Raw genomic sequence first — 20,935 nt, forward strand, 5'->3', positions numbered from 1 at the left:
GGTCAGCCCAGGGTTCTGCCCGGCTGACCGCTGATTGCTGAGGCATCGCCCCGGAGACCCGCATGGCCGACCTCGCTGTCCTGTACGACCGCATCCGCCCCGACGAAAAGATGCTCTTCGAGGCCCTCGACGACCTCGGCGTGCCCTACGACAAGGTGTACGTCCCGCAGCTGAAACTCACCTTCGATGACGCCGGTAAGGCGCAGGTGCCGTGGAAGGTCGCCATCGAACGCTGCGTCAGCCAGACGCGGGGACACGCCGTCACGCGCGCACTGGAAGGCTTCGGCGTCAAGGTCATCAACCCGGCCCACGTCATCGAACTGTGCGGTGACAAACTGGCCACGAACGCCGCCCTGCACGCGGCCGGGCTGCCTACCCCCCGCACCGGCGTCGCCTTCGACGGCGACGCGGCGCTGGAACTCATCGGGGACATGGGCTACCCGGTGGTGCTCAAGCCCACCGTGGGCTCGTGGGGCCGCATGGTCAGCCGCCTGAACGACCGCGCCGCCGCCGAGGCCATCATCGAGCACAAGGAGGTGCTGGGCGGCCCCGCGCACGGCATCTTCTACGTGCAGGCCCTGGTCGATAAGCCCCAGCGCGACATCCGCGCCTTCGTCGTCGGGGGCGAGTGCATCGGTGCCATCTACCGCACCTCCGAGCACTGGATCACGAACACCGCCCGGGGTGCGAAGGCCAGCAACTGCCCGGTCACGTCCGAAATCGCCGATCTCGCGCAGCGGTCGGCCGCCGCTGTGGACGGACAGATCGTCGCCATCGACCTCGTCGAGGATCCCCACGCGAGCAACGACTGGGGCGGGCTGCTCGTCATCGAGATCAACCACACCATGGAATTCAAGAATTCCGTGAGCACCACCGGTGTGAATATCCCCCGCCGCATGGGCGAGTACGCGATCACCCTGCTGGGTTGACCTGAGGATTGCACTTTCGGCGTGGCACCCTGACCCGTACACTGCACGCAGGCACATGCGCTGAGGAGGACAGGACGGTGGCCGGCGAGAACGACTCAGGGCACACAGGGCAGCCGGGCGACCGGGTCACCAGGCCGTCCATCGCGGTGGGCGGCGGGTCCTGGTTCGTGCGCCTGCGCCTGGGAGTGGACGGAGACCTCGAGTTGCACCCGGACACCGAGGCGGCGGCCGCCCACGCGGCCCATACCCGGCTGAACGGCGTGCCGCTCGATACGGTGCTCGGGGCCCGCTGGGGCATCCCGCACCTGCTGTCCACCTCCACCCGGTTGCGGCCCGACGCTACCCTGGTCGATACGGCGATCCTGCACCGCGGCGCCCCAGCCGACTCCTGGCTCTGCCTGAGCTGGGAACGGGCCAAGCCTGTGTCTCCGACGGAGCCATGCGCAGCCACGCCGGACGCCATCACGGCGGAGGTTCTGGACTGGATGACCCTCAGCCCCGAGGACGCCCTGAGTGCCGCCGGTCCCTCCCTTCAGGCGGGCGGGGTGCTGGGTGTGGAGGTCACCGACGGCATCAGCCTTCACCAGTTGCTCCTGGGAGATGCGCCGCCGGTTCTCGAACCGCACGCGCTCCTGCTGGGCACGCCGGACGATCCCGTGGGCCGGATGACCCTCGCCATTCCCCCGGAAGAGGCCCGGCCCGCCGTCCACATGGCCGCCTGGATGCTCACCCAGGTGGCGCAGCGTGCCCGACTGAGACATGAGGTGCGCCGCCGGGACCAGTCGGCGCAGCGCGTCGTGGATCTGCAGCGCGCCGTCCTGTCCGTCGTGAGCGGGGACGCCCCGCCGGAAGCGGCGATCTACGCCGCCACCCGGCTCCTGCACGCGCAGGCCGGCACGCTGATCACGTCGAATTCCGGCAACCGCGCCGCACCTGAGATCTACGGCGGCTGGATCACGGAACTCCTCCGGCAGCAGGTGCTTGCGCGTCTGGCCGAGGACGGCGATCCCCGGCCCAGCTACGCGGTTATGCCAGCCGATCAGGCCCCGGTGCTGATCGTGCCATTGCCCGCCCAGGGCACGCGCCGTGGCGCCTGGGTCTTTCAGCTCAGCCGCCGCCCCTGGTTCCTGCGCCCCACCGTGCTGGACGCCCTGCTGGAGGCCGCCCGCCATCCCGTGCACCTGCACGGCTGGGCGACGCCCCCCGCTCTGGAGCCGGCGGCGACCTCGCGATCAGAGCCGCGCAGCGTGCTGTCCCTGTTGCAGCAGCTCGGCGACCTCGAGGCACCATCGGCGGTGGCTGGGCAGGGATTAAGGTACCTCGCGCCCTCCGGCCACGGCGCGTGGGGGGCCTACCTGGCCGTCAAGGGCGGCCAGGAGCCCAACGGTTCCAGTGGGATCGTTACGCTGAGCAGCGTGCTGCGCATTGGCTCCGACCTCGACCATCCCAGGCCCAGCGTGCTGCAGTCGGTCGTCGCGGCCTTCTGGCATACCGTGGGCCGGGCCGAGGGGCTCAGTCTCAGCGCGCCGCATCCGCTGTTGCCCGCCCCCCTGCAACGCCTGTCGCTCGCGCCGGTGCGTACGGCCGGCGGCGAACGCGTGTCCGGCGTGCTCGTCGTCGGCAACGGCCCCGAGGACGCTCGCGCCGACGCGCAACTGCCCACGCTGCTGGCCGTGCTTGCCCAGCAGGTCGGTCAGGCGGCCGAACGACAGCTGTCGCTCCGGCAGCTGTCCCGGGCGCGCGAACAGACCTTCCGAATTCTGGGCCGCCTTCTGGAATACCGCAGTTTCGAGACCAAGGGCCATACGGATCGCGTGACCAGCCTCGCCCTCAAGCTCGGCCTGCAACTCGACCTGACCTCCGCGCAGCTCACGATTCTGCGCTGGGGAGCGTACCTGCACGACATTGGCAAGATCGCCATTCCGGACGCCGTGCTGCACAAGGACGGCCCGCTGAGCACCAGCGAACGCGGCCAGATGCACGAGCACGTGCTTATCGGCGAGGCCCTGCTGCGCGAACAGGCCCTGGTTCCCGAGGGCGTGCTGGAGATCGTCCGCTCGCACCATGAACGCTGGGACGGAAGCGGCCACCCGGATGGTCTGCGCGGCGACGGCATCCCCCTGCTGGCCCGGGTGTTCTCCGTGGTGGACGTGTACGACGCCCTGACGAGCACGCGGACGTACAAGCCCTCATGGACGCAGGAGCAGAGCCTGGTGGAACTGGCGAACCTGGCGGGTCAGGCGCTCGACCCGAAACTCACGCGGGTGTTCATCGAGATGGTGCGGCGCGGTGACCTCAGCGGCGATGACGGCATGGATGTCCTGGCCGGACTGTCTGCCGACTGAGCCGTGACCGGAGCGCAGACGCGCGCCGTCCCGGCCGCGCTCCCGACGTCTGCACATCTGCGAATCAGGCCCGCCGGGACGCGCACCTGGGCGCCCCTATACTGCCGGGCATGAAGCTCGCGATCGTCGGTGTCGGGAAACTCGGACTGGCCCTGCTGGAGGGCGTCACCGCACGCGGCGTGATTCCGGCCAGCGAGATCGGCCTGCTGGACGCCAACACCACCCGCGCCGGGGAGATCGCCGGACACACCGGGGCCAGGGTGATCACGCGCGCCCAACTGGGCGGGGCCGAGCGCATCCTGGTCGCGCTGCAACCCAGGGTGTTCCCCGAGGTCTGCGAGTGGCTCGCCCTGGAGAATGTCGGGTACATCAGCACCATGGCGGGCGTCAGCGTGGCGACCCTGGTGCGGCGGCTCGGCACGCAGCGGGTCGTGCGGGTCATGCCGAACCTCGCCGCCACGATCGGGCGCAGCCAGACGGCCATCACCGGCCCGCGCGAGGCCCAGGAGGCGGGCGATCTCGCCTTCGCACTGACCGTGTTCGGCGCGGTCGGGGACGCCTATGACCTCCCGGAGCACCTCTTCAACGCGTTCACGGGGATGAGCGCCAGCGGTCCCGCGTACGCCGCCGTGGTGGCCGAGGCCCTGGCAGACGGCGGGGTGCGCATGGGCCTGCCGCGCCCGCTGGCCAACGAACTCGCCGCGAAACTGCTGGTATCCACCGGTGAACTGCTCCAGCGCCGCGCGCACCCCGCCATGCTCAAGGACGAGGTTGCCAGCCCCGGCGGGACAACCATCGCCGGTCTGGAAGCGCTGGAGGCGGCGGGCGTGCGCGGCGGCCTGATCCAAGCGGTCGTGGCGGCCACCCGGCGCGGCACGGAACTCGGCCACGATCAGGAATAGCGGTGAGCGCCGTCCAGCCTGCGGTGGTCGGCACGTGAGCAGCGACGGCCGTGCCTGACCCGGGCCGCGTCAGTCGCACATCGGCGGAAGGTTCCGCCGCGCCCTTCATGACGTCAGACGGCTGTGACGTGAAGAACCGTACACTCCGCCAGTTATGACTGCCTTCCGTACCTCACGGCTCCAGCGTGGCCTGTTCCTGCTGCTGCTGAGCGCGGCTCCGGCGCTGGGAATCACGCCAGCCGGATACTACCCGTACGCCGCCGGCACCCACTGGACGTACTCCAGCGGCGAGATGCAGGTCGTCGGCCCGGCTGTGGTGCACAAGGGTGTGACGGTCACGCCGGTCAGCCACCAGTACGGGAGCACGACCTATACGCAGGATCTGCTCGAAGTCCGGCCGGACGGCAGCGTGTGGCTGCGGGGCGTGAATGCGGGCGGGCGGCTCGCGTGGTTCACCACACCCCTGACCGTCTACCCGCCCGGCCCCCTCCAGCCCGGCATGAGCTGGACGAGCGGCAACAGCGCCCTGACCCTCCGCAGCCAGGTGACCGGGATGAGCGCCCTCAAGCTGGCGGCCGGCACCTTCAATGCGCTCACCATCCGCACCGACACCACCCAGGGCGGCAAGGTGTCCACCCAGATCACCTACTTCGTGCCCACACTGGGGATTGTGCGGTACCAGACGGCCGACGGCACCCTCATCGACCTACAACGCTGACCCCCTGGCCCGGCGGGCCTACTTGCGTCTGGCGCGGTAGGTGAGGAGCTGCGCGTACATCCGGGTGCGGGCTCCGGCCCCCTTCCAGAAGCCGCGCTTCTTTTCCTTCACCACCTGGGCCACGTTCGGCAGCTCGATGTAGTCCCAGCGCGCCCCCGTGCCTTTGAGGTGGGCGGTGATCGCCGGTTCCGGCCAGCGTTCATCCGTCAGGTGGGGAACGCCCAGCAGCCAGTCCCGCCGCGCGACCCGCTGCCCGCTCAGGTGGGGCGTCAGTTTGTTCCCCCAGTCCGTCACGAAGCCGCCGCCCTCAAACACGCCGATGCTCATATCCAGGCTCCCGTCGACCACGGGCCGCACCAGCGCGTCCAGATGCCCAGTGGTCAGGCCCGTGAGGTCGGCGTCGAGCATCACGATGAACGGCGCGTCTGTCGCGTCCAGCGCGGCACCCAGCGCCCGGCCCTTCCCACCGTTCTCCATGAGTTCCACGACTGTGGCCCCGGCCGTGCGGGCCACCTCCGCCGTGCGGTCTGAGCTGCCGTCGGAGGCCACGATCACGTCCGGCGTAAATTCCCGCGCGACCCGCACGACCTCACCGACCGTGCCTTCCTCATTGAAGGCCGGAATCACGACCGCAATCCTCGCGTCGGGGCTGCCGGGCATGCCGATCATGGTAAGCGATCCTGGTCGGAACCGGCGCGCCATGCAGGGGGAGGCGGCGGTACAGCACGGTTGGCGTCGTACACTCCGGTGTTATGGATCTCAAGGCACAACTCAAACAGGCGGTCGACGACGCAGCAGCGCAGCTCGGGATGCCCGTGGACGCCGCCATTCAGGAAACGCCGGCCAGCAAACCCGGCGATTACGGTACGCCCGCCGCCTTCCAGATGGCCAAGTCCGGCGGGGGCAACCCCGCGCAGATCGCCGCTCAGCTCGCCCAGACCGTCGTGCTGCCAGCGGGCTTCAAGCGGGCCCAGGCGGCCGGGCCTTTCCTGAATTTCTTTCTGGATGGCGGGGTCTTCGTGCAGGGCGTCGTGGAGCGGCCCTTCGAGATGCCCGCGCTGAGCGGCAAGGTCGTGATCGAGCACACCAGCGTGAACCCGAACAAGGAACTGCACGTGGGTCACCTCCGCAACGTCGTGCTGGGCGACTCGATGGCCCGCATCTTCCGTGCGGCGGGACACACGGTAGAAGTGCAGAACTACATTGACGACACCGGTCGGCAGGCGGCCGAGTCGCTGTATGCCATGGAGCATTACGGCCGCACCTGGGATGGAGAGCAGAAGTACGACCACTGGCTGGGCGAGGGCTACGTGCGCCTGAACGCCGATCCGGTCAAGCCTGAGCTGGAACCCGGCATCCGCGAGGTCATGCACAAGCTGGAGGTCGGAGCCCTGCGCCCCCTGGTCGAGCAGACGGTGAAGGCCCAGCTGGAAACGTGCTTCCGCGTGGGCGCGACCTACGACCTGCTGGTGTGGGAATCGGACGTGGTGGGCAGCGGCTTCTTGACGCAGGCCATGAACATCCTGGAAGGCAGCGAGTACACGGCGCACCCGGACAGCGGCAAGTTCGCCGGGGCGTTCGTGATGGACGTCTCGTCGTTCATGCCGGGTCTGGAGGAGCCGAACGTGGTGCTGCGGCGCTCCGACGGCACGGCCATGTACGTGGCCAAGGACATCGGGTACCAGTTCTGGAAATTCGGTCTGTTTGAGGGCATGCGCTTCAAGCCGTTCATGACCGCTCCGGACGGCCGGGCCATCTGGACGAGCGCCCCGGACGGCGAGCCCGACACCGACCGCCGCTTCGGGCACGCGGCCGAGGTGATCAACGTGATCGACTCCCGCCAGAAGCACCCGCAACTGCTCGTGAAGAGCAGCCTGGGGGTCGCCGGGCAGCTTGAGAAAGAAGAGCGCAGCGTGCACCTCAGCTACGAGTTCGTGAACCTGAACGGCCAGACCATCAGCGGCCGCAAGGGCATCACCCTCCCCGTGGACGGAGCGCTGGAGGAAGCCAGCCGCCGGGGCTTCGCGGAACTCAGCGCAAAGAACCCGGAACTGGCACAGCGGGCCGATGCCCAGGAGATTGCCCGGCGCATCGGTGTGGGCGCCCTGCGCTTCGCCATGCTCCGCAACGAGCCTAGCCGCTCCTTCGATTTCGACCTCGAGAAGGCCAGCGCCCTGAACGGTGACACGGCCCCGTATATCCAGTACGCGGCGGTGCGGGCCGCGAACATCCTCCGCAAGGCGCAGGAGGCGGGCCATGCGATCGACGGCACCGGCGCCGACTGGGAGGCCGTGCCCGACCTCGACCTGACGCTGGCCAAGCAGGTCGCCAAGCTCCCGGAGGTCGTGGCGCAGGCCGTGAAGGCCCACTCCCCGCACGGGGTCGCGCAGTACGCCCTGGATCTGGCCACGAGTTTCAACGCCTGGTACAACGCGAAAGACCGGCAGGGCAAACCCGCCACGAACGTCCTGCTGTCGGAGCCCGGCCTGCGTGAGGCGCGGCTCGCCCTGGTCGGCCGCTTGCGTCAGGCCTTCGAGGAGACCCTGGAGCTGATCGGCATCGAGATTCCAGCCGCGATGTAAATCGAGGCCACAGGATTCCTGATTGTTAGAGAAGGAGATGGTTGGCCACGCCTTCCCTGCACTTCGCGCTTACTGGCGCGCTTCGGCGAGCTTTTCCAGCCGTTGCAGGAAGGCGACCAGCCGCGCGGCCACGGCAGGACTGAAGCGGTTGCCGCCCATGTGCGCGCCGCTCAGCGTGACCACATCGCTCAGGCCGGGTTCGGCGTAGCTGGTGAGGCGCTGTGCGTTCGTGACGGCGGGCACGACCTTGTCATCGGGACTGCTGACGATGAACAGGGGCAGGGGCGGCACCAGCGCCGTCAGGTGCAGCGGGTCGTAGTCGGAGACCTTAGGGGCGCTCACGGTCAGGGTGGTCAGGCCGTAGGCCGCCCTGATCTCGGTGCGCCGCGACGGGGCGGACTTCCACGCGCCCATCAGGTTCACCCACGCGTCGATCAGGGCCACGCCGCGCACCTCGTAGGGCGCGCCGGGCAGGGCGCTGCGCAGGGCGAGCAGGCCCCCCATGCTCAGGCCCAGGGCGTAGGTGTGGCCATTCCATGGGTACGAGCGGATGGCGGCCAGGTGCGCGGAGGCCGACGTGTACAGGGCATTGGCACTGCCCCAGCTGTTGGGGCCGCCGTCGCCGCTCAGCAGAACGGCAAAGTTCGCCCCGAGCAGCGCATGGATCAGGACGCCCACCTGTGGACTGTCGCGCATGCGTTCGGCTGTCTGGGCGCGGGGATGGGACACGATCACCAGCGGGCAGGGGCGGGCAGCGCACGCGGCGGGGATCTGCAGGTACGACGCGCCGCCGGTCGTGTTCTGCCTGACCCAGCGTCCGACCGGCACGGTGACCCTCACTGGGGCGGGGCTGGCCACAGCGTCGCCGGAGGTGGTGCCACTCAGGGCCAGGCTGCCCACCAGCAGGGCCGACAGGAAGGCAGGCAGCCTAGCCCTTGACGGTGGGCGCGGTGACGTCCAGCCAGCAGGGTAGTCGTGCAGGGAGTGGAGCCGGATGTTCATCCCTACCGTCCGAACAGCAGCAGGCTGACGGGCGTGCGCCGAACCATGTGGGCCAGGAGGGCGGGAATCAGCACGGCGATCATCAGGTAGACGCCGAGGGTGGTCATGACCTGTGCGGCCGAACCGTGCGGCGGGTTCCAGCCCTCCAGAAATTGCAGCACGGCCGGATGCAGCAGGTACACCTGAAGGCTGACGATGCCCAGCCGGGCCAGCCAGCGTTGCAGCAGGCCCGGATTGAGCTGCATGCGCCATACCAGGCCCAGCAGGTTCAGGGCGACCAGGGTGGTGTAGGCCCAGGTGAGTGCGTCGAACAGCACCGGTGTGGCGTGACCCGTGCGCAGGAACCTCAGCGCCTCGGGCAGGTAGATGGCGAACACGGCCACGGTCAGCGCCAGCAGCACCCAGCGGTGCTCCAGCCACCACTGCGGGAATTCGCGCAGGCGCGACCCGACCGACACGCCCAGCAGCAGCGGCAGGATGTACCACAGGACGCTGCTGGTGGGGTAATGCAGATGCAGCACGTAGCGGTTCAGGAAATAGATCCCGATCTGCAACGGAATACCGACCAGCAGCGTGTCCGTGATGCGCGGGCGGCGCCGGGCCACCAGCACCAGCAGCGGCAGCACGGCATACACCTCCAGGGCCACCAGCAGGAAGTACAGGTGGAAGCTCGCCTTCCCGTACAGCAGCCACGAACGCCACTGTGCCGGGTCTTGAAGCGACTGCGCATCACGCTGCCCGGTCCAGATGTACCACAGGGCGTACAGCGTAGTCCACAGCACGTACGGCCACGCGGCGCGCAGGGTGCGCCGGAACGCGTAGCGTCGCAGGTTGTACCGCCGCAGCAGGCTGCGGGTTAGCACCAGCGCCGACAGGAACACGAAGGCGGGCACCGCGAAGTGCAGCGTGCGGTTGATGATCTCGGCCGCGAGGTAAGGAGCCGTTCCCGGCTGGAGGTGCCGCAGGGCCACGCCGGTCGAGTGGTGGATGATGACTTCCAGGATCGTCAGCCCCCGGAAGGTGTCCACGCTGGCCCGCGCGGACGGACGCCGCCGCACGACGCGGGCGGGTGCCTGTGCTGCAGGGGCAGTCAGTGGTCGGCCAAGTGGGTGAACCGTCATGACGCCTCAGCCTCTCCCGCGAACCTCGAAGCCCGCGGCGCGCAGCAGGGTCGCCGCCCGCTGCACTTCCTCGGGACTTTCCAGGCCTAGTCTGAGGGCGCCACCTTCCTCGCGGATGGCGAGCACCTCGATATCCTTGATGTTCACGCTGGCCGCCCCGAGCGCCTGCGTGACCGCCCCGATCTGGTTGGGCTTGTCCGGCACGGCCACCACCAGATCGAACTTGGCGGGCAGCAGGCTGCGTTTCACGACCGGCAGGCTGTCACGCGTGCGTTTGCCCTCCAGCGCGGCGGCCAGCAGTTCCTCTGGATCCTCGAGATCGGCTTCCAGGCGCTCCAGCTGCTTGCGGAAGCGGGCCAGGGCGCCCTTGAGCGCGTCCTTGTTCTCGACGACCATGTCCCGGCTCATGCGAGGGTCGCCGCTCGCCACGCGCGTCAGGTCGCGGAACCCACCGGCGGCCAGCAGACTCAGGCGTTCGTCGCGGGCGACCATGTGGGTCATGGCCAGACTCGCCAGGTACGGCAGATGGCTGATGGTGGCGACCAGCGCGTCGTGCGCTTCCGGCGGCATCACGACGGGCGCGGCCCCCAGGTGTTCCACCAGCAGTCGGGCGCGGCTCAGCGCCGTCAGGGGCGTGGACTCGGTCGGTGTGAGCACCCACACGGCGTTCTCCAGCAGTGAGGCATTCGCGTGGGCCACGCCGCCACGCTCGCTGCCGGCCATGGGGTGTCCGGCCACGAAAGCCCGCACGCCGAGCCGCTCCATCTCGGCGGCAATGCCGCCCTTCACGCTGCCCACATCCGTCACCAGCGCGGCCGGGTTCAGGAATGGAGCGAGTTCGCGGGCCAGGGGAATCAATGCCCTCATCGGGGCGGCGAGGATCACCAGATCTGCACCCTGCAGCCACTCGCCGGGCGCGGTGCGCACTTCGTCCACCACGCCCAGCGCCTCGGCCTCGCGCAGCACGTCCATGCTGGCGTCCAGGCCGATCACGCGCCGCGCCAGGAAGCGCTGCCTCAGGCCCAGCGCGACGCTGCCGCCGATCAGGCCCACCCCCGCCACGACGGCGGTGCCGAACAGCGGGGCGGGCGTCACGGGCGCGGCGTCGGCGGTCATGATCGCGAGGCTACCACGCGTTTTCTTCTCATTTTCTCGCAGATTCAGACACTGACGCCAGCACGCCGTTCAGATCGCCACAGGTGACGCCTCGGAGCTCGGCCATGGGAACCACGGGGAAGGCAGTTGGAGGCGGGCACGCCGGGAAGACCATGCCCTGTGCTCCCTTTCAGTCGCGGCCTGCATGGAATGATCCCTATCAGGCCGCGTCCTGCTAGAGTCCGGACCGTGCCCGGCCCCGATGTCCTGCTCTACGGTCTGCCTCTGGCCTTCCTGGCAGGCTTTATCGACGCCGTGGCGGGTGGGGGAGGCACCATCACGCTTCCCACCTTGTTCCTGATGGGTCTCACGCCCGCACAGGTGGTGGCGACCAATAAACTTCTGGGTATTTTCGGCTCTGGGAGCTCCACCGTACAGTACGCCCGCAAAGGGCATATCGAGTGGCCGCTGGTGGGCCGGCTGGTGCCGCTCGCCCTGGCGGGCAGTGGGCTGGGGGCCCTGCTGGTGCGCTTCATTGATCCGGCCGCGTTCCGGACGCTGGTCGCCGTGGTGATCCTGGGCGTGGGCCTCCTGGTGCTGGTGAACAAACGCTTCGGCCTGGACGACCGCTACCCCGGCCTCACCGCTCGCGTCCTGGCCCTGACCATTCCTGGTGCCTTCATCGTGGGTGTGTACGACGGCTTCCTCGGGCCGGGCACCGGCACCTTCCTGATGTTCCTGTTCGCGCTCTCGGGCTTCAACCTCGTGCGATCCAGCGGGAATGCCCGCGCCATCAACTTCGCGACGAACCTGGGCGCGTTCATCGCCTTCCTGATCGGCGGGCAGATGGTGTTCTGGATCGGCCTGCCGATGGGCGTCGCGAATGCCCTGGGCGCGGTGGTCGGAGCGCGGATGGCAATGCTGCGCGGCAGCGCCTTCGTGAAGTGGATGTACGCGGTGATCGTGGTTCTGGTGGCTGCCCGCCTGCTGTTCTTCTGAGGCTGGCCCGCGGATGAACCTTTCCGAAAGTCACGGCTCTCCTGGCTGCCCGCCCACCCGCCCGCCACAATACCCATATGACCCAGACCTCCACTCCGACTGGTGATCCCTCGACCTCGGCCTTCTCGCATGCGATCCTCGCCGGCGGTTGTTTCTGGTGCACCGAGGCCGTCATGAAGGACGTCCGCGGCGTCGCCACCGTCGAGAGCGGCTACATCGGCGGGCACGTGGCCAAGCCCGATTACCGCAGCGTGTGCACGGGCACGACCGGCCACGCCGAGGCTGTGCGCGTGACCTTCGACCCTGCCCAGGTCAGTTACGAGGATCTGCTGGGCCTGTTCTTCGCCACGCACGATCCCACCAGCCTCAACCGCCAGGGGGCGGATACCGGCACGCAGTACCGCAGCGCGATCTTCCCGCTGAACGCCGAGCAGGAACGGCAGGCCCGCGAGGTCATCGCGAACCTGGACAAGGAGCAGGTGTTCGACCGGCCCATCGTGACCTCAATCGAACCGGCCACCACCTTCCACGTGGCTGAGGACTACCATCAGGACTACTACGCCCGCAATCCGGGCCAGGGCTACTGCATGGCGGTCATTGCCCCGAAGGTTGCCAAACTCCGCAAGTACTACGGCGACAAACTGCGCGCCTGAGCTACCTCTGCCGGGCGAGCCGCTCCTCGACGTTCCGGCGGAACCGGACGGCCAGCGGGTAGGCCAGCAGGGACGTCAGGAACTCGCGGGAGGGATGGCGGTCGTACCAAAGGTCGAACAGGTCGCCGATGGTCGGCGCTCCGGGCGGGCCGGGCCGCAGGGCGGCCACATCTCCGGCACCGATGGCGCCCGCGCGGAGCACACGCAGATATGCGCCAGGCCGCCGCATCTGCGTAAAGCGCTTCACGAAGTCCGGGTCGCCCACGTTCGCGGCCAGCGTGGCGCAGGGGATGCGGGGAGCCGTGACCTCCAGCGACAGGCCGGGCGTGCCGTCCGGGGTCATGAACTCTAGGCGGTCACCGATGCTCAGGTCGGCCGATTCCAGGGCGTCCAGGACGACGTTCTCTCCGAATGCGCCGGGTTGCGGCGCTGTCCCGAGCGAGGCCGTCCAGGCGTCCAGATCCGGCTGGGTGTACACATATACGGCCTGATCCGGCCCGCCGTGATGCCTGACGTTCAGCACGTGGTCTCCTATCAGGCCGGCTGGCAACACGTCCACCCGGCCCGGCTGGGGCTGCTTGCGGATTCCAGTCTTCGTCGCCTTCGACCCGATCATGACCGTCGCTGGCTGGGCCACCAGCACCGTCTGCACCCGCACCCGCCGAGGAATCGTCATACCACGAGGCTAACAGCCGCCTCGCGGCCCGTGCGTGCTCAAGGTGACGTCTGCCCCGGCCCCGCCGCGCTGACCGTGCTGAAATAGGTTCATGAGCCCTTCGCCTCTGCCCACCACGCCGCCGGACTCCGGCCGCTGGGACGTTCCGGCCGAGGCGGGGCGCTGGCCGACCCTGGCGGTCTTGCTCGGCCTGTACGCGGTGAGCGTCACGCCGTCGTTGGGGGCGCTGCTGCACGGGCAGACGGCACACCTGGCATCGGGAACCGTCACTGCCTGTGGCACGGCCCTGTTGCTGGGCTTGCTGTGGCGGGGGCACGTCTGGGCCTGGCGCGTCACCGTTGGCCTGAGCATGGTGGCGGGCCTGCTGGTCTTCGTGGTCGGCATGCTCGCGACGACCGCCGGGCCGACCGGCTGGGTGGTGACCGGCGCCGGCCTCGCCTACCTGCTGCTGGGGACGGCGCTGGTGGGCACGCCCGTCATCCGCGCTTTCCTGGATCGGCGCTGGGCCGAGCGTGCGGGACGGCACCGGTGACGGCGGGCGGAGGAGAGGGCGGACGGCGCTTCACGGTACTGGGCACCAACAATGCGTTCGTCTGTGGACACTGTGGCCGCCAGGTCGCCCCGCTGCGCAACGGTAGTGTCCGCAACCACTGTCCGCACTGTCTGCACAGCCTGCATGTGGATATCCAGCCCGGCGACCGCGCCAGTACGTGCCACGGCCTGATGGTGCCTGTGGCCGTCGAGCAGAGCGGGAAGAAGGGCTGGGTGCTGGTGCATCGCTGCACCAGATGCGGCTTCGTGGGCCGCAACCGCGCCGCCCTGGACGATCCCGACCAGCCAGACGACTGGGACGCCCTGATCGCCATCAGCACCCGGCCACCCGTCTGACTCCGCCCGGTCGGCGCCAGGGCTGGAACGGTATCCTGCGCGCATGGCCTTGTGGGTGTTTTTCGGTTTCATCGTGCTCAGCGCGACCTTCGTCCTGGTACTCAGTCAGGGGCCGCTGAAAGCCGCTCCGAACGCCGGGGCGCTGCGCACGGTCGCCTACGCGCAGTACGCGGCGGCCCTGCTGCTCGCGCTGGCCCGCGTGACGGGGGTCGCGTGACGGGTCTGTCCGGCGGCGAGCCGCAGCTGATCGACCTGGACTTCGGGCAGATGCCGGGCGTGATCGCGTCCTACGTGTTCGACACCGGCGATGGCCTGGCGGTCGTGGATACCGGGCCGACGAGCACGCTCGGTCCGCTGGAGGCTGGCCTGGCTGGCCTGGGCGCCACCCTGGACGACGTGCGGCACCTGCTGCTGACCCACATCCACTTCGATCACGCGGGCGCGGCGGGCACCATCCTGGCGCGCGTCCCTTTTGCGCGAGCCTACGTGCACGAGCGCGGCGCTCCCCACCTCGCCAGCCCGGAGCGCCTGTATGCCAGCGCCCGGCAGATCTACGGCGAGCACATGGAGCGGCTGTGGGGCGAGATGCGGCCCATCGATCCGGAGCGCCTGACTATCCTGAACGGTGGCGAGACCCTGAAAGTCGGGACTCACCACATTCAGGTGGCGTACACGCCCGGACACGCCGTACACCACGTCACCTACCGCGACGGACCGGAACTCTACGTGGGGGACGTCGCGGGCGTGCGCCTCACCACCGACCAGACCACCCGCGCCCCCACGCCTCCGCCGGATATCGACCTGGAACGCTGGCGCGACAGCGTATCGGGGCTGCGCGCACAGGACGTGGAACGCCTGCACCTCGCTCACTTCGGCACGCATGCCCAGGAACCTGCCCACTGGGACGGCCTGCTGGCCACCATGGACATTGACGCGGGCCGCGTCCGGGCCGGACTGGACGCCGGGCAGGACTTCGAGACCATCTCGGCGGCATTCAGCGCGACTCTGATGGCCGAACTCGCGGCCGAGGGCCCGGACCTCCCCGCCCGCTATGACTTCGCATGTCCCCCGTGGATGAGCGTGCAGGGCCTGATGCGCTACTGGCAGCGGCGCGCCGCCCGCCCCCAGTCGGTGGGCGACTGATGCGCGTCCTGGTGATCGGTGGCGGGGGCCGCGAGCACGCCATCGTGCATGCCTGCGCCCGTGCGGGTCATGAGGTGCTGTGTACGCCCGGCAACCCCGGCATCGCCAGCCTGGCCCGCGTCGTGGACAGCGCCCAGGACGCGGCGGCGCTCGCCGCTCTGGCCGCGACTGAGGCGGTGGACGTCGTCATCGTCGGCCCCGAAGCGTACCTCGCGGCAGGTGTGGTGGACGCGTGCCGCCAGGTCGGGATTCCCGCCTTCGGCCCTACGCGGGACGCGAGCCGCCTGGAGGGCGACAAGGCCTGGAGCAAGGCCTTCATGAACCGCCACAGCATTCCCACTGCGCAGCACCGCGCATTCACTGCTCTGGACGAGGCGCTTGACTATGTGGAAGCGCTGCCTCTCCCCATTGTCGTGAAGGACGCGGGTCTGAAGGCCGGGAAGGGCGTGACCATCGCCCATTCCGTGGCTGAAGCCGGACACGCTCTGCGCGAGATCTTCACGCAGGAGGGTGCCCAGGCCGTGGTCGAGGACTTTATGACCGGCCAGGAGGTTACGATCCTCGCCTTATGTGACGGCACGCGGTACGCCCTGACGCCGCCCAGTCAGGATCACAAGACCATCTTCGAGGGCGATACCGGGCCCATGACCGGCGGCATGGGCGTCATCTGCCCCTTTCCGGTCGATGTGGCCACCATGCTGGCCATCCGCGAGCGGATCATCGAGCCTACGCTGGCGGGCATGCGCGCCGAGGGACTGGAGTACCGGGGCGTCCTGTACGCGGGCCTGATGCTCACGCCGACCGGGCCGAAGGTCGTTGAATTCAATGCCCGCTTCGGCGACCCGGAGGCGGAGGCCGTGCTGCCCCTGCTCACCTCTGACCTGGCCCGGCACGCGCTGGACGCGGCCTTGGGCCACCTCGACCCGGCCGGGGTGACCTTCAGCGAACTGGCGAGCGCCACGATCATCCTCGCTGCCCCCGGCTATCCCGGCGAGCCGGAGCGCGGCATTCCGCTCACGTTGCCCACCACGGAGCCGCATCAGGTCATCTATCACGCCGGAACCCGTCTGGACGGCCCCCGCCTCGTCAGTCACGGCGGCCGGGTGCTGGCCGTGACCGCCACTGCGCCCACCCTGGCCCGCGCGCTGGGCGACGCCTACGCCTTGGCCGACCGGATGGAGTTTCCGGGCGCGCAGTTGCGGCGGGACATAGGCGGGCGGATCGGCGTGGTGCCCGAACCCGCCTGATTGGCCGTTTGACCCGCCTTCGCCTGCGCGCTAGCATTCCAGACCGTGACCTGAGTCCAGGCACGTGTGCCGGTGTGGCGGAATGGTAGACGCACTCGACTCAAAATCGAGCGGGAAACCGTAGGGGTTCAAGTCCCCTCACCGGCACCACCCTTATTGAGAGGCTTTCTATGACCCTGATCCTGAATCTCTTCCTCGTGCTCTTCGCCGTCACCTGCCTGGCGCTGGTGTTCTTCGTACTGTTGCAGACGCCCAAGCAGGCTGGTCTGTCGGCCAGCATGGCCTCGGGCGGCTCGCTGCTCGGCGGGCGTGGCGTGGAGGGCGGCATCGTGCGCGTGACGAGTGTGCTGGGCGGCCTCTTTATGCTGCTGGCCATCCTGATTTCGTTTATCTCCCGCTGAAGACCGAACTCTCATATCCGGCTGCGCTGTCCCGCGTGGCCGGAAACTTTCAGATATTCAACTTTCATTCGATAAGTACAGTTGGATTCTTGGCTACATTCGCAAAGCTGACCCGCAACTGATTAGAAAAATTGACACAGTTCAAATGAATGTCTTGACCTAGCCTAAGCCGATCCATATATTGACCCCGCAGGAAACATGTACCCAGTCCACCCACCAGCCAGGTCACCACTGGCCGGTTCCCTGTAAAACGATCCGGAGGTTTCAATGAAGAAAGCCCTGACCCTTGCTCTTGCCCTGATGGGAAGCGGTGCCTTCGCGGCGCCGTTCGTGCTGCCGGCGGCCTGGATGGCGCAAAACCCCAGCGAAGCCAAGACCGGCGGCGAGTTCCGTCAGTCGAGCATCTCCGACTTCAAGACCTTCAACCCCTTCACGACCGCCGAAGCCGGCAACATCCCGGATCTCATCTCCGGTCTCGTTGGGCTGTACACGCAGGATCCCACCAACGACAAGTTCATCCCACAGATGGCGGATGCGATGCCGACCATCAGCAACAACGGCAAGAGATTCGTCGTGAAGATCCGCCAGGGCATGAAGTTCAGCGACGGCCAGGCCATCACTGCCGACGACTGGGTCACCACCTTCAAGCTCCACACTGACGACAAGATTGGCAGCAACTCCTACGACAACTTCTTCCTGAACGACAAGCCGATCACGGTCAAGAAGCTCGACACCTACACGCTGCAGTTCGACTTCCCGCAGGTGAGCGCCAGCGCCCTGAACCGCATGTCCTATACGCCCTGGCCCGACCATATCTTCGGGCCGGTGTACAAGAGCAAGGGCGCCGACGGCATCAAGGCGATGTGGGGCCTGAGCACTGCTCCTTCGACCGTCGTCTCGCCTGGCCCCTGGACCATCAGCAGCTACTCCGCTGGGCAGCGCACGGTGCTCAAGAAGAACCCCGCTTTCGGCGAGTGGTTCAAAGATGGCGCCGGGAAGCCCCTGCCGTACCTCGACACCGAGAGCTTCACGATCGTGAAGGATCTCAACGCGGATCTTGCCGCCTACCTGGCCGGACAGATCGACGTTTTCGGCGCGAGCAAGGCCGACGACCTCGCCCAGATCAAGAAGGCCATCGACGGCGGCAACCTCAAGGCGACGCTGGTGCCGAACGTCGGCCCGAACTCCACGTCCCAGTGGATCGTCTTCAACTGGAACAAGGCGGGCGACGCCACCAAGCAGAAGCTGTTCCGCGACGTGCGCTTCCGTCAGGCCATGAGCCACATCGCCAACCGTCAGGCCATGATCCAGCTCGCGCTGGGCGGCCTGGGCAGCGAGGTTTACTCCGGCGTGTACCCGGTCTTCAAGAACTACCAGTACGCCAGCACGCCCACCTACAAGTACGATCTGGCGGCGGCCACCAAACTGCTGAACCAGATGGGCTACACCAAGAAGAACAGCGACGGCTACCTGGTCGACAAGGCCGGGAAGGTGCTGGAATTCACCCTGACCACCAACTCCGGCAACAACGTCCGTGAGCAGCTCGGCCAGATCTTCCGCGACGAGGCCAAGAAGGTCGGCGTGAAGGTGAACTTCACCCCGGTGGACTTCAACACCCTGGTTGGCCAGCTGCTGGCCAAGGGCGCGGATCGTCCCTTCGACGCGATCCTGCTGGGACTCTCCGGCGGCGACAACATCTGGCCCTACGGCAGCAACGTGGTGCCCTGTGGCGGCAACCTGCACGCCTACAACGTGCCCAGCGACGGCAAGTGCCTGAACGCCCAGGAAAACCTGATGACCAAGCTGTACTACCAGGGAGACCAGACCCTCGACGACGATGCCCGCCGCAAGATCGGCGAGCAGCTCTCCAAGGTCGAGGGGCAGAACCTGGGCTTCATCTACCTGGTGGCCACGAACTACCACGTCACATACAACAACCGCCTCGGCGGCGAGTACAAACGTGACCTGTGGGATTCCTACTACGGCTCACGTCCGGGCACCGGCCTGACGACCTTCATCAAGTAACGATCAACCAGTCCCACATGGACGGGGGTGGTTCGCGCTCGCGGGCTGCCCCCGCCCCCATGGCACACAGGAGAACTGCATGATTCCCTTCCTTGTCAGGCGACTGGTTCAGGCGATTCCCACGCTGCTGCTGTCCAGTCTCCTGATCTTTTTCGTGATCTCACTGGCCCCGGGAGATTTCCTGACCCCGGCGCGGCTGAACCCGAACATCTCCCAGGCCCGCCTGGACGCCCTGACGCACAATTTCGGGCTGGACAAGCCGCTGGTCGAGCAGTATTTCCTGTGGCTCAAGAACATCCTGCACGGCGAATTCGGCCTGTCCTTCTCGTATCAGGCGCCGGTGTGGAACATCATGATCCCGCGCATCGCCAATTCGCTGTGGCTGGTGCTGCTCATCACCGTCGTGTTCTACGGCATTGCCATCCCGGTCGGCGTGTTCGGGGCCGTCCGGCAGAACAGCCTGGGCGACCGCAGCGTCAACGTGTTCATGTACTTCCTGCTGGGATTCCCGAGCTTCTTCCTGGCGCTGATCGCCCTGTATGCACTGTTGCAGATCATCTTCGCGACGCACTGGGCCATCCCGATCGGGGGCATGACCAGCGCAGATCACGACACCCTGTCTCCCGGCGGCAAGATCTGGGACGTGTTCAGACACCTGCTGGTTCCTGGAATCCTGCTTGGCATTCATTCCACGGCGGGACTCTCGCGGTACGTCCGCGCCCTGATGCTCGAGGTCATGAATTCCGACTACATCCGCACCGCCCGCGCCAAGGGGGTCAGCGAGTCGTCGGCCATCTGGAAGCACACCTTCCGCAACGCCATCCTGCCCATCGTGGCAGGGATCGGCGGTGAACTGCCCGGACTGATCAGTGGGGCCGGGTTCATCGAGGTGGTCTTCGCCTATCCGGGCATCACACCCATGCTGCTCGACGCCCTGAATGCCCAGGATCTGTACCTGATCGCGGGCTTCACCATGATGACGACCATTCTGCTGATCATCGGCAATGCCATCAGCGACATGCTGCTTGCCTTCGTCGATCCGCGCGTGAAACTGGGGTGAATGTGACGACCACTGCACCTACGCCCCCGCAGTCCGCGCCACGTCAGCGTGGGCAGTCCCAGCTCAGCGTCGCCTGGGGCCAGTTCCGCAAGAACCGCCTGGCCCGCTTCGGTGGGGTGTGCCTGATCCTGCTCTACGTGATGGCGCTGTTCGCACCCTTCATCGCCCCAGATGGCCTGTCGAACTACTCGACGACCAACATCACCAAGTTCCACCCGCCCACCCCGATTCACATTCGCAATCCAAAAACCGGCGCCTACACCCGGCCGTTCGTGTTCCAGTACACGCAACAGCTGAACATGGACACCTTCGTGAACGAGGTGCGGCCCACCGAGGAGATGTGCCCCATCTACCTCGGTGCCCGGGGCGACTCCTATAAGCTCTTCGGTCTGATCCCGAGCAACGTCCACCTGTTCGGGACGGGCAATCCGGACTGCAAGGTGTACCTGTTCGGCGCCGAGACCCTCGGCCGCGACCTGTTCACGCGCGTCATGTACGCCTCACAGATCTCGCTGACCATCGGCCTGGGCGCCACCATCCTCACCACCCTGATCGGCCTGTTCGCTGGGGCTGCCGCCGCGTACTTCGGTGGCGTGGTCGACACGCTGGTCATGCGTCTGGTCGAGGTGCTGGCCGCGATTCCCACGCTGTTCCTGCTGATCCTGCTGCGCGCCATCTTCCCGCAGAACATCAACCCGATCTTCGCGCTGTACGTGGTGCTGCTGCTGCTGGCCTTCGTCAGCTGGGGCGGCCTGGCACGAGTCACCCGTGGGCAACTCCTCAGCGTGCGCGAGCTGGACTTCGTGGCGGCGGCCAAATCACTCGGCGCGAGCGACAACCGCATCATGTGGCGGCACCTGCTGCCCACCATGACCACGTACACCATCGTGACCCTTAGCCTCGGGATTCCCGCCGCGATCCTCACGGAATCCGGCCTGAGCTTTCTGGGTATCGGCGCCGTGGAACCCTACGTCTCGTGGGGCAGTCTGCTCACCCAGGCGCAGGAGGGCGGCTTCTCCAGCTTCACGTCGCGGCCGTGGGTGCTGATCCCGGGATTCTTCATCGTGTTCACGGTTATGTGCTTCCAGCTGCTCGGCGACGGCTTGAGGGACGCGTTTGACCCTCGCAAACGGCAGTAATACCACTTTT

General features: G+C 67.6%; 21 protein-coding genes and 1 tRNA gene. 17 read left to right on the top strand and 5 right to left on the bottom strand.

Features of this window, described 5'->3' with window-relative positions; all coding sequences use genetic code 11:
- Positions 1-62 precede the first annotated feature (62 nt).
- The 4 genes from lysX to E7T09_RS02765 all read left to right on the top strand — a co-directional run bounded on the left by lysX (position 63) and on the right by E7T09_RS02765 (position 4,894).
- Positions 63-929, top strand: coding sequence for a lysine biosynthesis protein LysX (lysX, locus tag E7T09_RS02750; RefSeq protein WP_136387592.1), 867 nt, complete (start codon positions 63-65; stop codon positions 927-929).
- A gap of 77 nt (positions 930-1,006) precedes the next feature.
- Positions 1,007-3,274 carry an HD-GYP domain-containing protein gene (locus E7T09_RS02755; protein ID WP_136387593.1) on the top strand — a complete coding sequence of 756 codons (2,268 nt, stop codon included), beginning with the start codon at positions 1,007-1,009 and terminating at the stop codon, positions 3,272-3,274.
- A 110-nt stretch (positions 3,275-3,384) separates the two neighbouring features.
- Positions 3,385-4,176, top strand: coding sequence for a pyrroline-5-carboxylate reductase (gene proC / locus E7T09_RS02760; RefSeq protein WP_136387594.1), 792 nt, complete (start codon positions 3,385-3,387; stop codon positions 4,174-4,176).
- 154 nt (positions 4,177-4,330) lie between these two features.
- A complete protein-coding gene (locus E7T09_RS02765) occupies positions 4,331-4,894 on the top strand; it encodes a hypothetical protein (RefSeq protein ID WP_136387595.1) in 564 nt (187 codons plus the stop codon).
- A gap of 18 nt (positions 4,895-4,912) precedes the next feature.
- On the opposite strand, the gene E7T09_RS02770 is transcribed toward E7T09_RS02765, so the two are convergent.
- Positions 4,913-5,554: a glycosyltransferase family 2 protein gene (locus tag E7T09_RS02770; RefSeq protein ID WP_136387596.1), complete on the bottom strand. Its 642-nt coding sequence runs from the start codon at positions 5,552-5,554 to the stop codon at positions 4,913-4,915.
- A gap of 92 nt (positions 5,555-5,646) precedes the next feature.
- Between E7T09_RS02770 and E7T09_RS02775 the strand changes: the two genes are divergently transcribed.
- Positions 5,647-7,476, top strand: coding sequence for an arginine--tRNA ligase (locus E7T09_RS02775; protein WP_136387597.1), 1,830 nt, complete (start codon positions 5,647-5,649; stop codon positions 7,474-7,476).
- A gap of 69 nt (positions 7,477-7,545) precedes the next feature.
- Here E7T09_RS02775 and E7T09_RS02780 read toward each other — a convergent pair whose 3' ends face one another.
- The 3 genes from E7T09_RS02780 to E7T09_RS02790 are packed head-to-tail and all read right to left on the bottom strand — an operon-like array spanning position 7,546 to position 10,715.
- Positions 7,546-8,478, bottom strand: coding sequence for an alpha/beta hydrolase (locus E7T09_RS02780; RefSeq protein WP_240741580.1), 933 nt, complete (start codon positions 8,476-8,478; stop codon positions 7,546-7,548).
- Between the two features lie 2 nt (positions 8,479-8,480).
- Entirely contained in the window at positions 8,481-9,599 is a 1,119-nt protein-coding gene (locus tag E7T09_RS02785; RefSeq protein WP_136387598.1) for an acyltransferase, read from the bottom strand.
- Between the two features lie 6 nt (positions 9,600-9,605).
- A complete protein-coding gene (locus E7T09_RS02790) occupies positions 9,606-10,715 on the bottom strand; it encodes a prephenate dehydrogenase (protein ID WP_136387599.1) in 1,110 nt (369 codons plus the stop codon).
- Positions 10,716-10,943: 228 nt separating this feature from the next.
- Between E7T09_RS02790 and E7T09_RS02795 the strand changes: the two genes are divergently transcribed.
- Both E7T09_RS02795 and msrA read left to right on the top strand, forming a co-directional pair.
- Positions 10,944-11,693 (top strand): TSUP family transporter, encoded by a 750-nt coding sequence (locus E7T09_RS02795; protein WP_136387600.1) that lies wholly within the window; start codon positions 10,944-10,946, stop codon positions 11,691-11,693.
- Between the two features lie 77 nt (positions 11,694-11,770).
- Positions 11,771-12,346: a peptide-methionine (S)-S-oxide reductase MsrA gene (gene msrA, locus E7T09_RS02800; RefSeq protein ID WP_136387601.1), complete on the top strand. Its 576-nt coding sequence runs from the start codon at positions 11,771-11,773 to the stop codon at positions 12,344-12,346.
- A 1-nt stretch (position 12,347) separates the two neighbouring features.
- On the opposite strand, the gene E7T09_RS02805 is transcribed toward msrA, so the two are convergent.
- Entirely contained in the window at positions 12,348-13,022 is a 675-nt protein-coding gene (locus E7T09_RS02805) for an MOSC domain-containing protein (protein ID WP_240741581.1), read from the bottom strand.
- 91 nt (positions 13,023-13,113) lie between these two features.
- On the opposite strand from E7T09_RS02805, the gene E7T09_RS02810 reads away from it, so the two are divergent.
- The 10 genes from E7T09_RS02810 to E7T09_RS02850 all read left to right on the top strand — a co-directional run bounded on the left by E7T09_RS02810 (position 13,114) and on the right by E7T09_RS02850 (position 20,925).
- Positions 13,114-13,554, top strand: a complete 441-nt coding sequence (locus tag E7T09_RS02810; RefSeq protein ID WP_136387602.1) for a hypothetical protein — start codon at positions 13,114-13,116, stop codon at positions 13,552-13,554.
- Positions 13,551-13,910: an RNHCP domain-containing protein gene (locus E7T09_RS02815; protein WP_136387603.1), complete on the top strand. Its 360-nt coding sequence runs from the start codon at positions 13,551-13,553 to the stop codon at positions 13,908-13,910. The genes E7T09_RS02810 and E7T09_RS02815 overlap by 4 nt, the downstream gene beginning before the upstream one ends.
- Before the next feature lie 43 nt (positions 13,911-13,953).
- Positions 13,954-14,127: a hypothetical protein gene (locus E7T09_RS21790; RefSeq protein ID WP_168734665.1), complete on the top strand. Its 174-nt coding sequence runs from the start codon at positions 13,954-13,956 to the stop codon at positions 14,125-14,127.
- 50 nt (positions 14,128-14,177) lie between these two features.
- Positions 14,178-15,053 carry an MBL fold metallo-hydrolase gene (locus E7T09_RS02820; RefSeq protein WP_136388450.1) on the top strand — a complete coding sequence of 292 codons (876 nt, stop codon included), beginning with the start codon at positions 14,178-14,180 and terminating at the stop codon, positions 15,051-15,053.
- Positions 15,053-16,300 (top strand): phosphoribosylamine--glycine ligase, encoded by a 1,248-nt coding sequence (gene purD, locus E7T09_RS02825; protein ID WP_136387604.1) that lies wholly within the window; start codon positions 15,053-15,055, stop codon positions 16,298-16,300. The genes E7T09_RS02820 and purD overlap by 1 nt, the downstream gene beginning before the upstream one ends.
- A 68-nt stretch (positions 16,301-16,368) precedes the next feature.
- Positions 16,369-16,450: transfer RNA gene (locus tag E7T09_RS02830), tRNA-Leu, on the top strand.
- Between the two features lie 26 nt (positions 16,451-16,476).
- The gene (gene secG, locus E7T09_RS02835) at positions 16,477-16,701 is read left to right on the top strand and encodes a preprotein translocase subunit SecG (RefSeq protein ID WP_136388451.1); all 225 of its coding nucleotides are present in this window, start codon (positions 16,477-16,479) and stop codon (positions 16,699-16,701) included.
- Between the two features lie 267 nt (positions 16,702-16,968).
- Positions 16,969-18,726, top strand: a complete 1,758-nt coding sequence (locus E7T09_RS02840; RefSeq protein ID WP_136387605.1) for an ABC transporter substrate-binding protein — start codon at positions 16,969-16,971, stop codon at positions 18,724-18,726.
- 79 nt (positions 18,727-18,805) lie between these two features.
- Positions 18,806-19,786, top strand: a complete 981-nt coding sequence (locus E7T09_RS02845; protein ID WP_136387606.1) for an ABC transporter permease — start codon at positions 18,806-18,808, stop codon at positions 19,784-19,786.
- 2 nt (positions 19,787-19,788) lie between these two features.
- Complete coding sequence (locus E7T09_RS02850) at positions 19,789-20,925, top strand: ABC transporter permease (protein ID WP_136387607.1); 1,137 nt, start codon at positions 19,789-19,791, stop codon at positions 20,923-20,925.
- The last annotated feature ends 10 nt before the right edge of the window (positions 20,926-20,935 follow it).

Source organism: Deinococcus sp. KSM4-11, from assembly GCF_004801415.1.
Lineage (GTDB): Bacteria > Deinococcota > Deinococci > Deinococcales > Deinococcaceae > Deinococcus.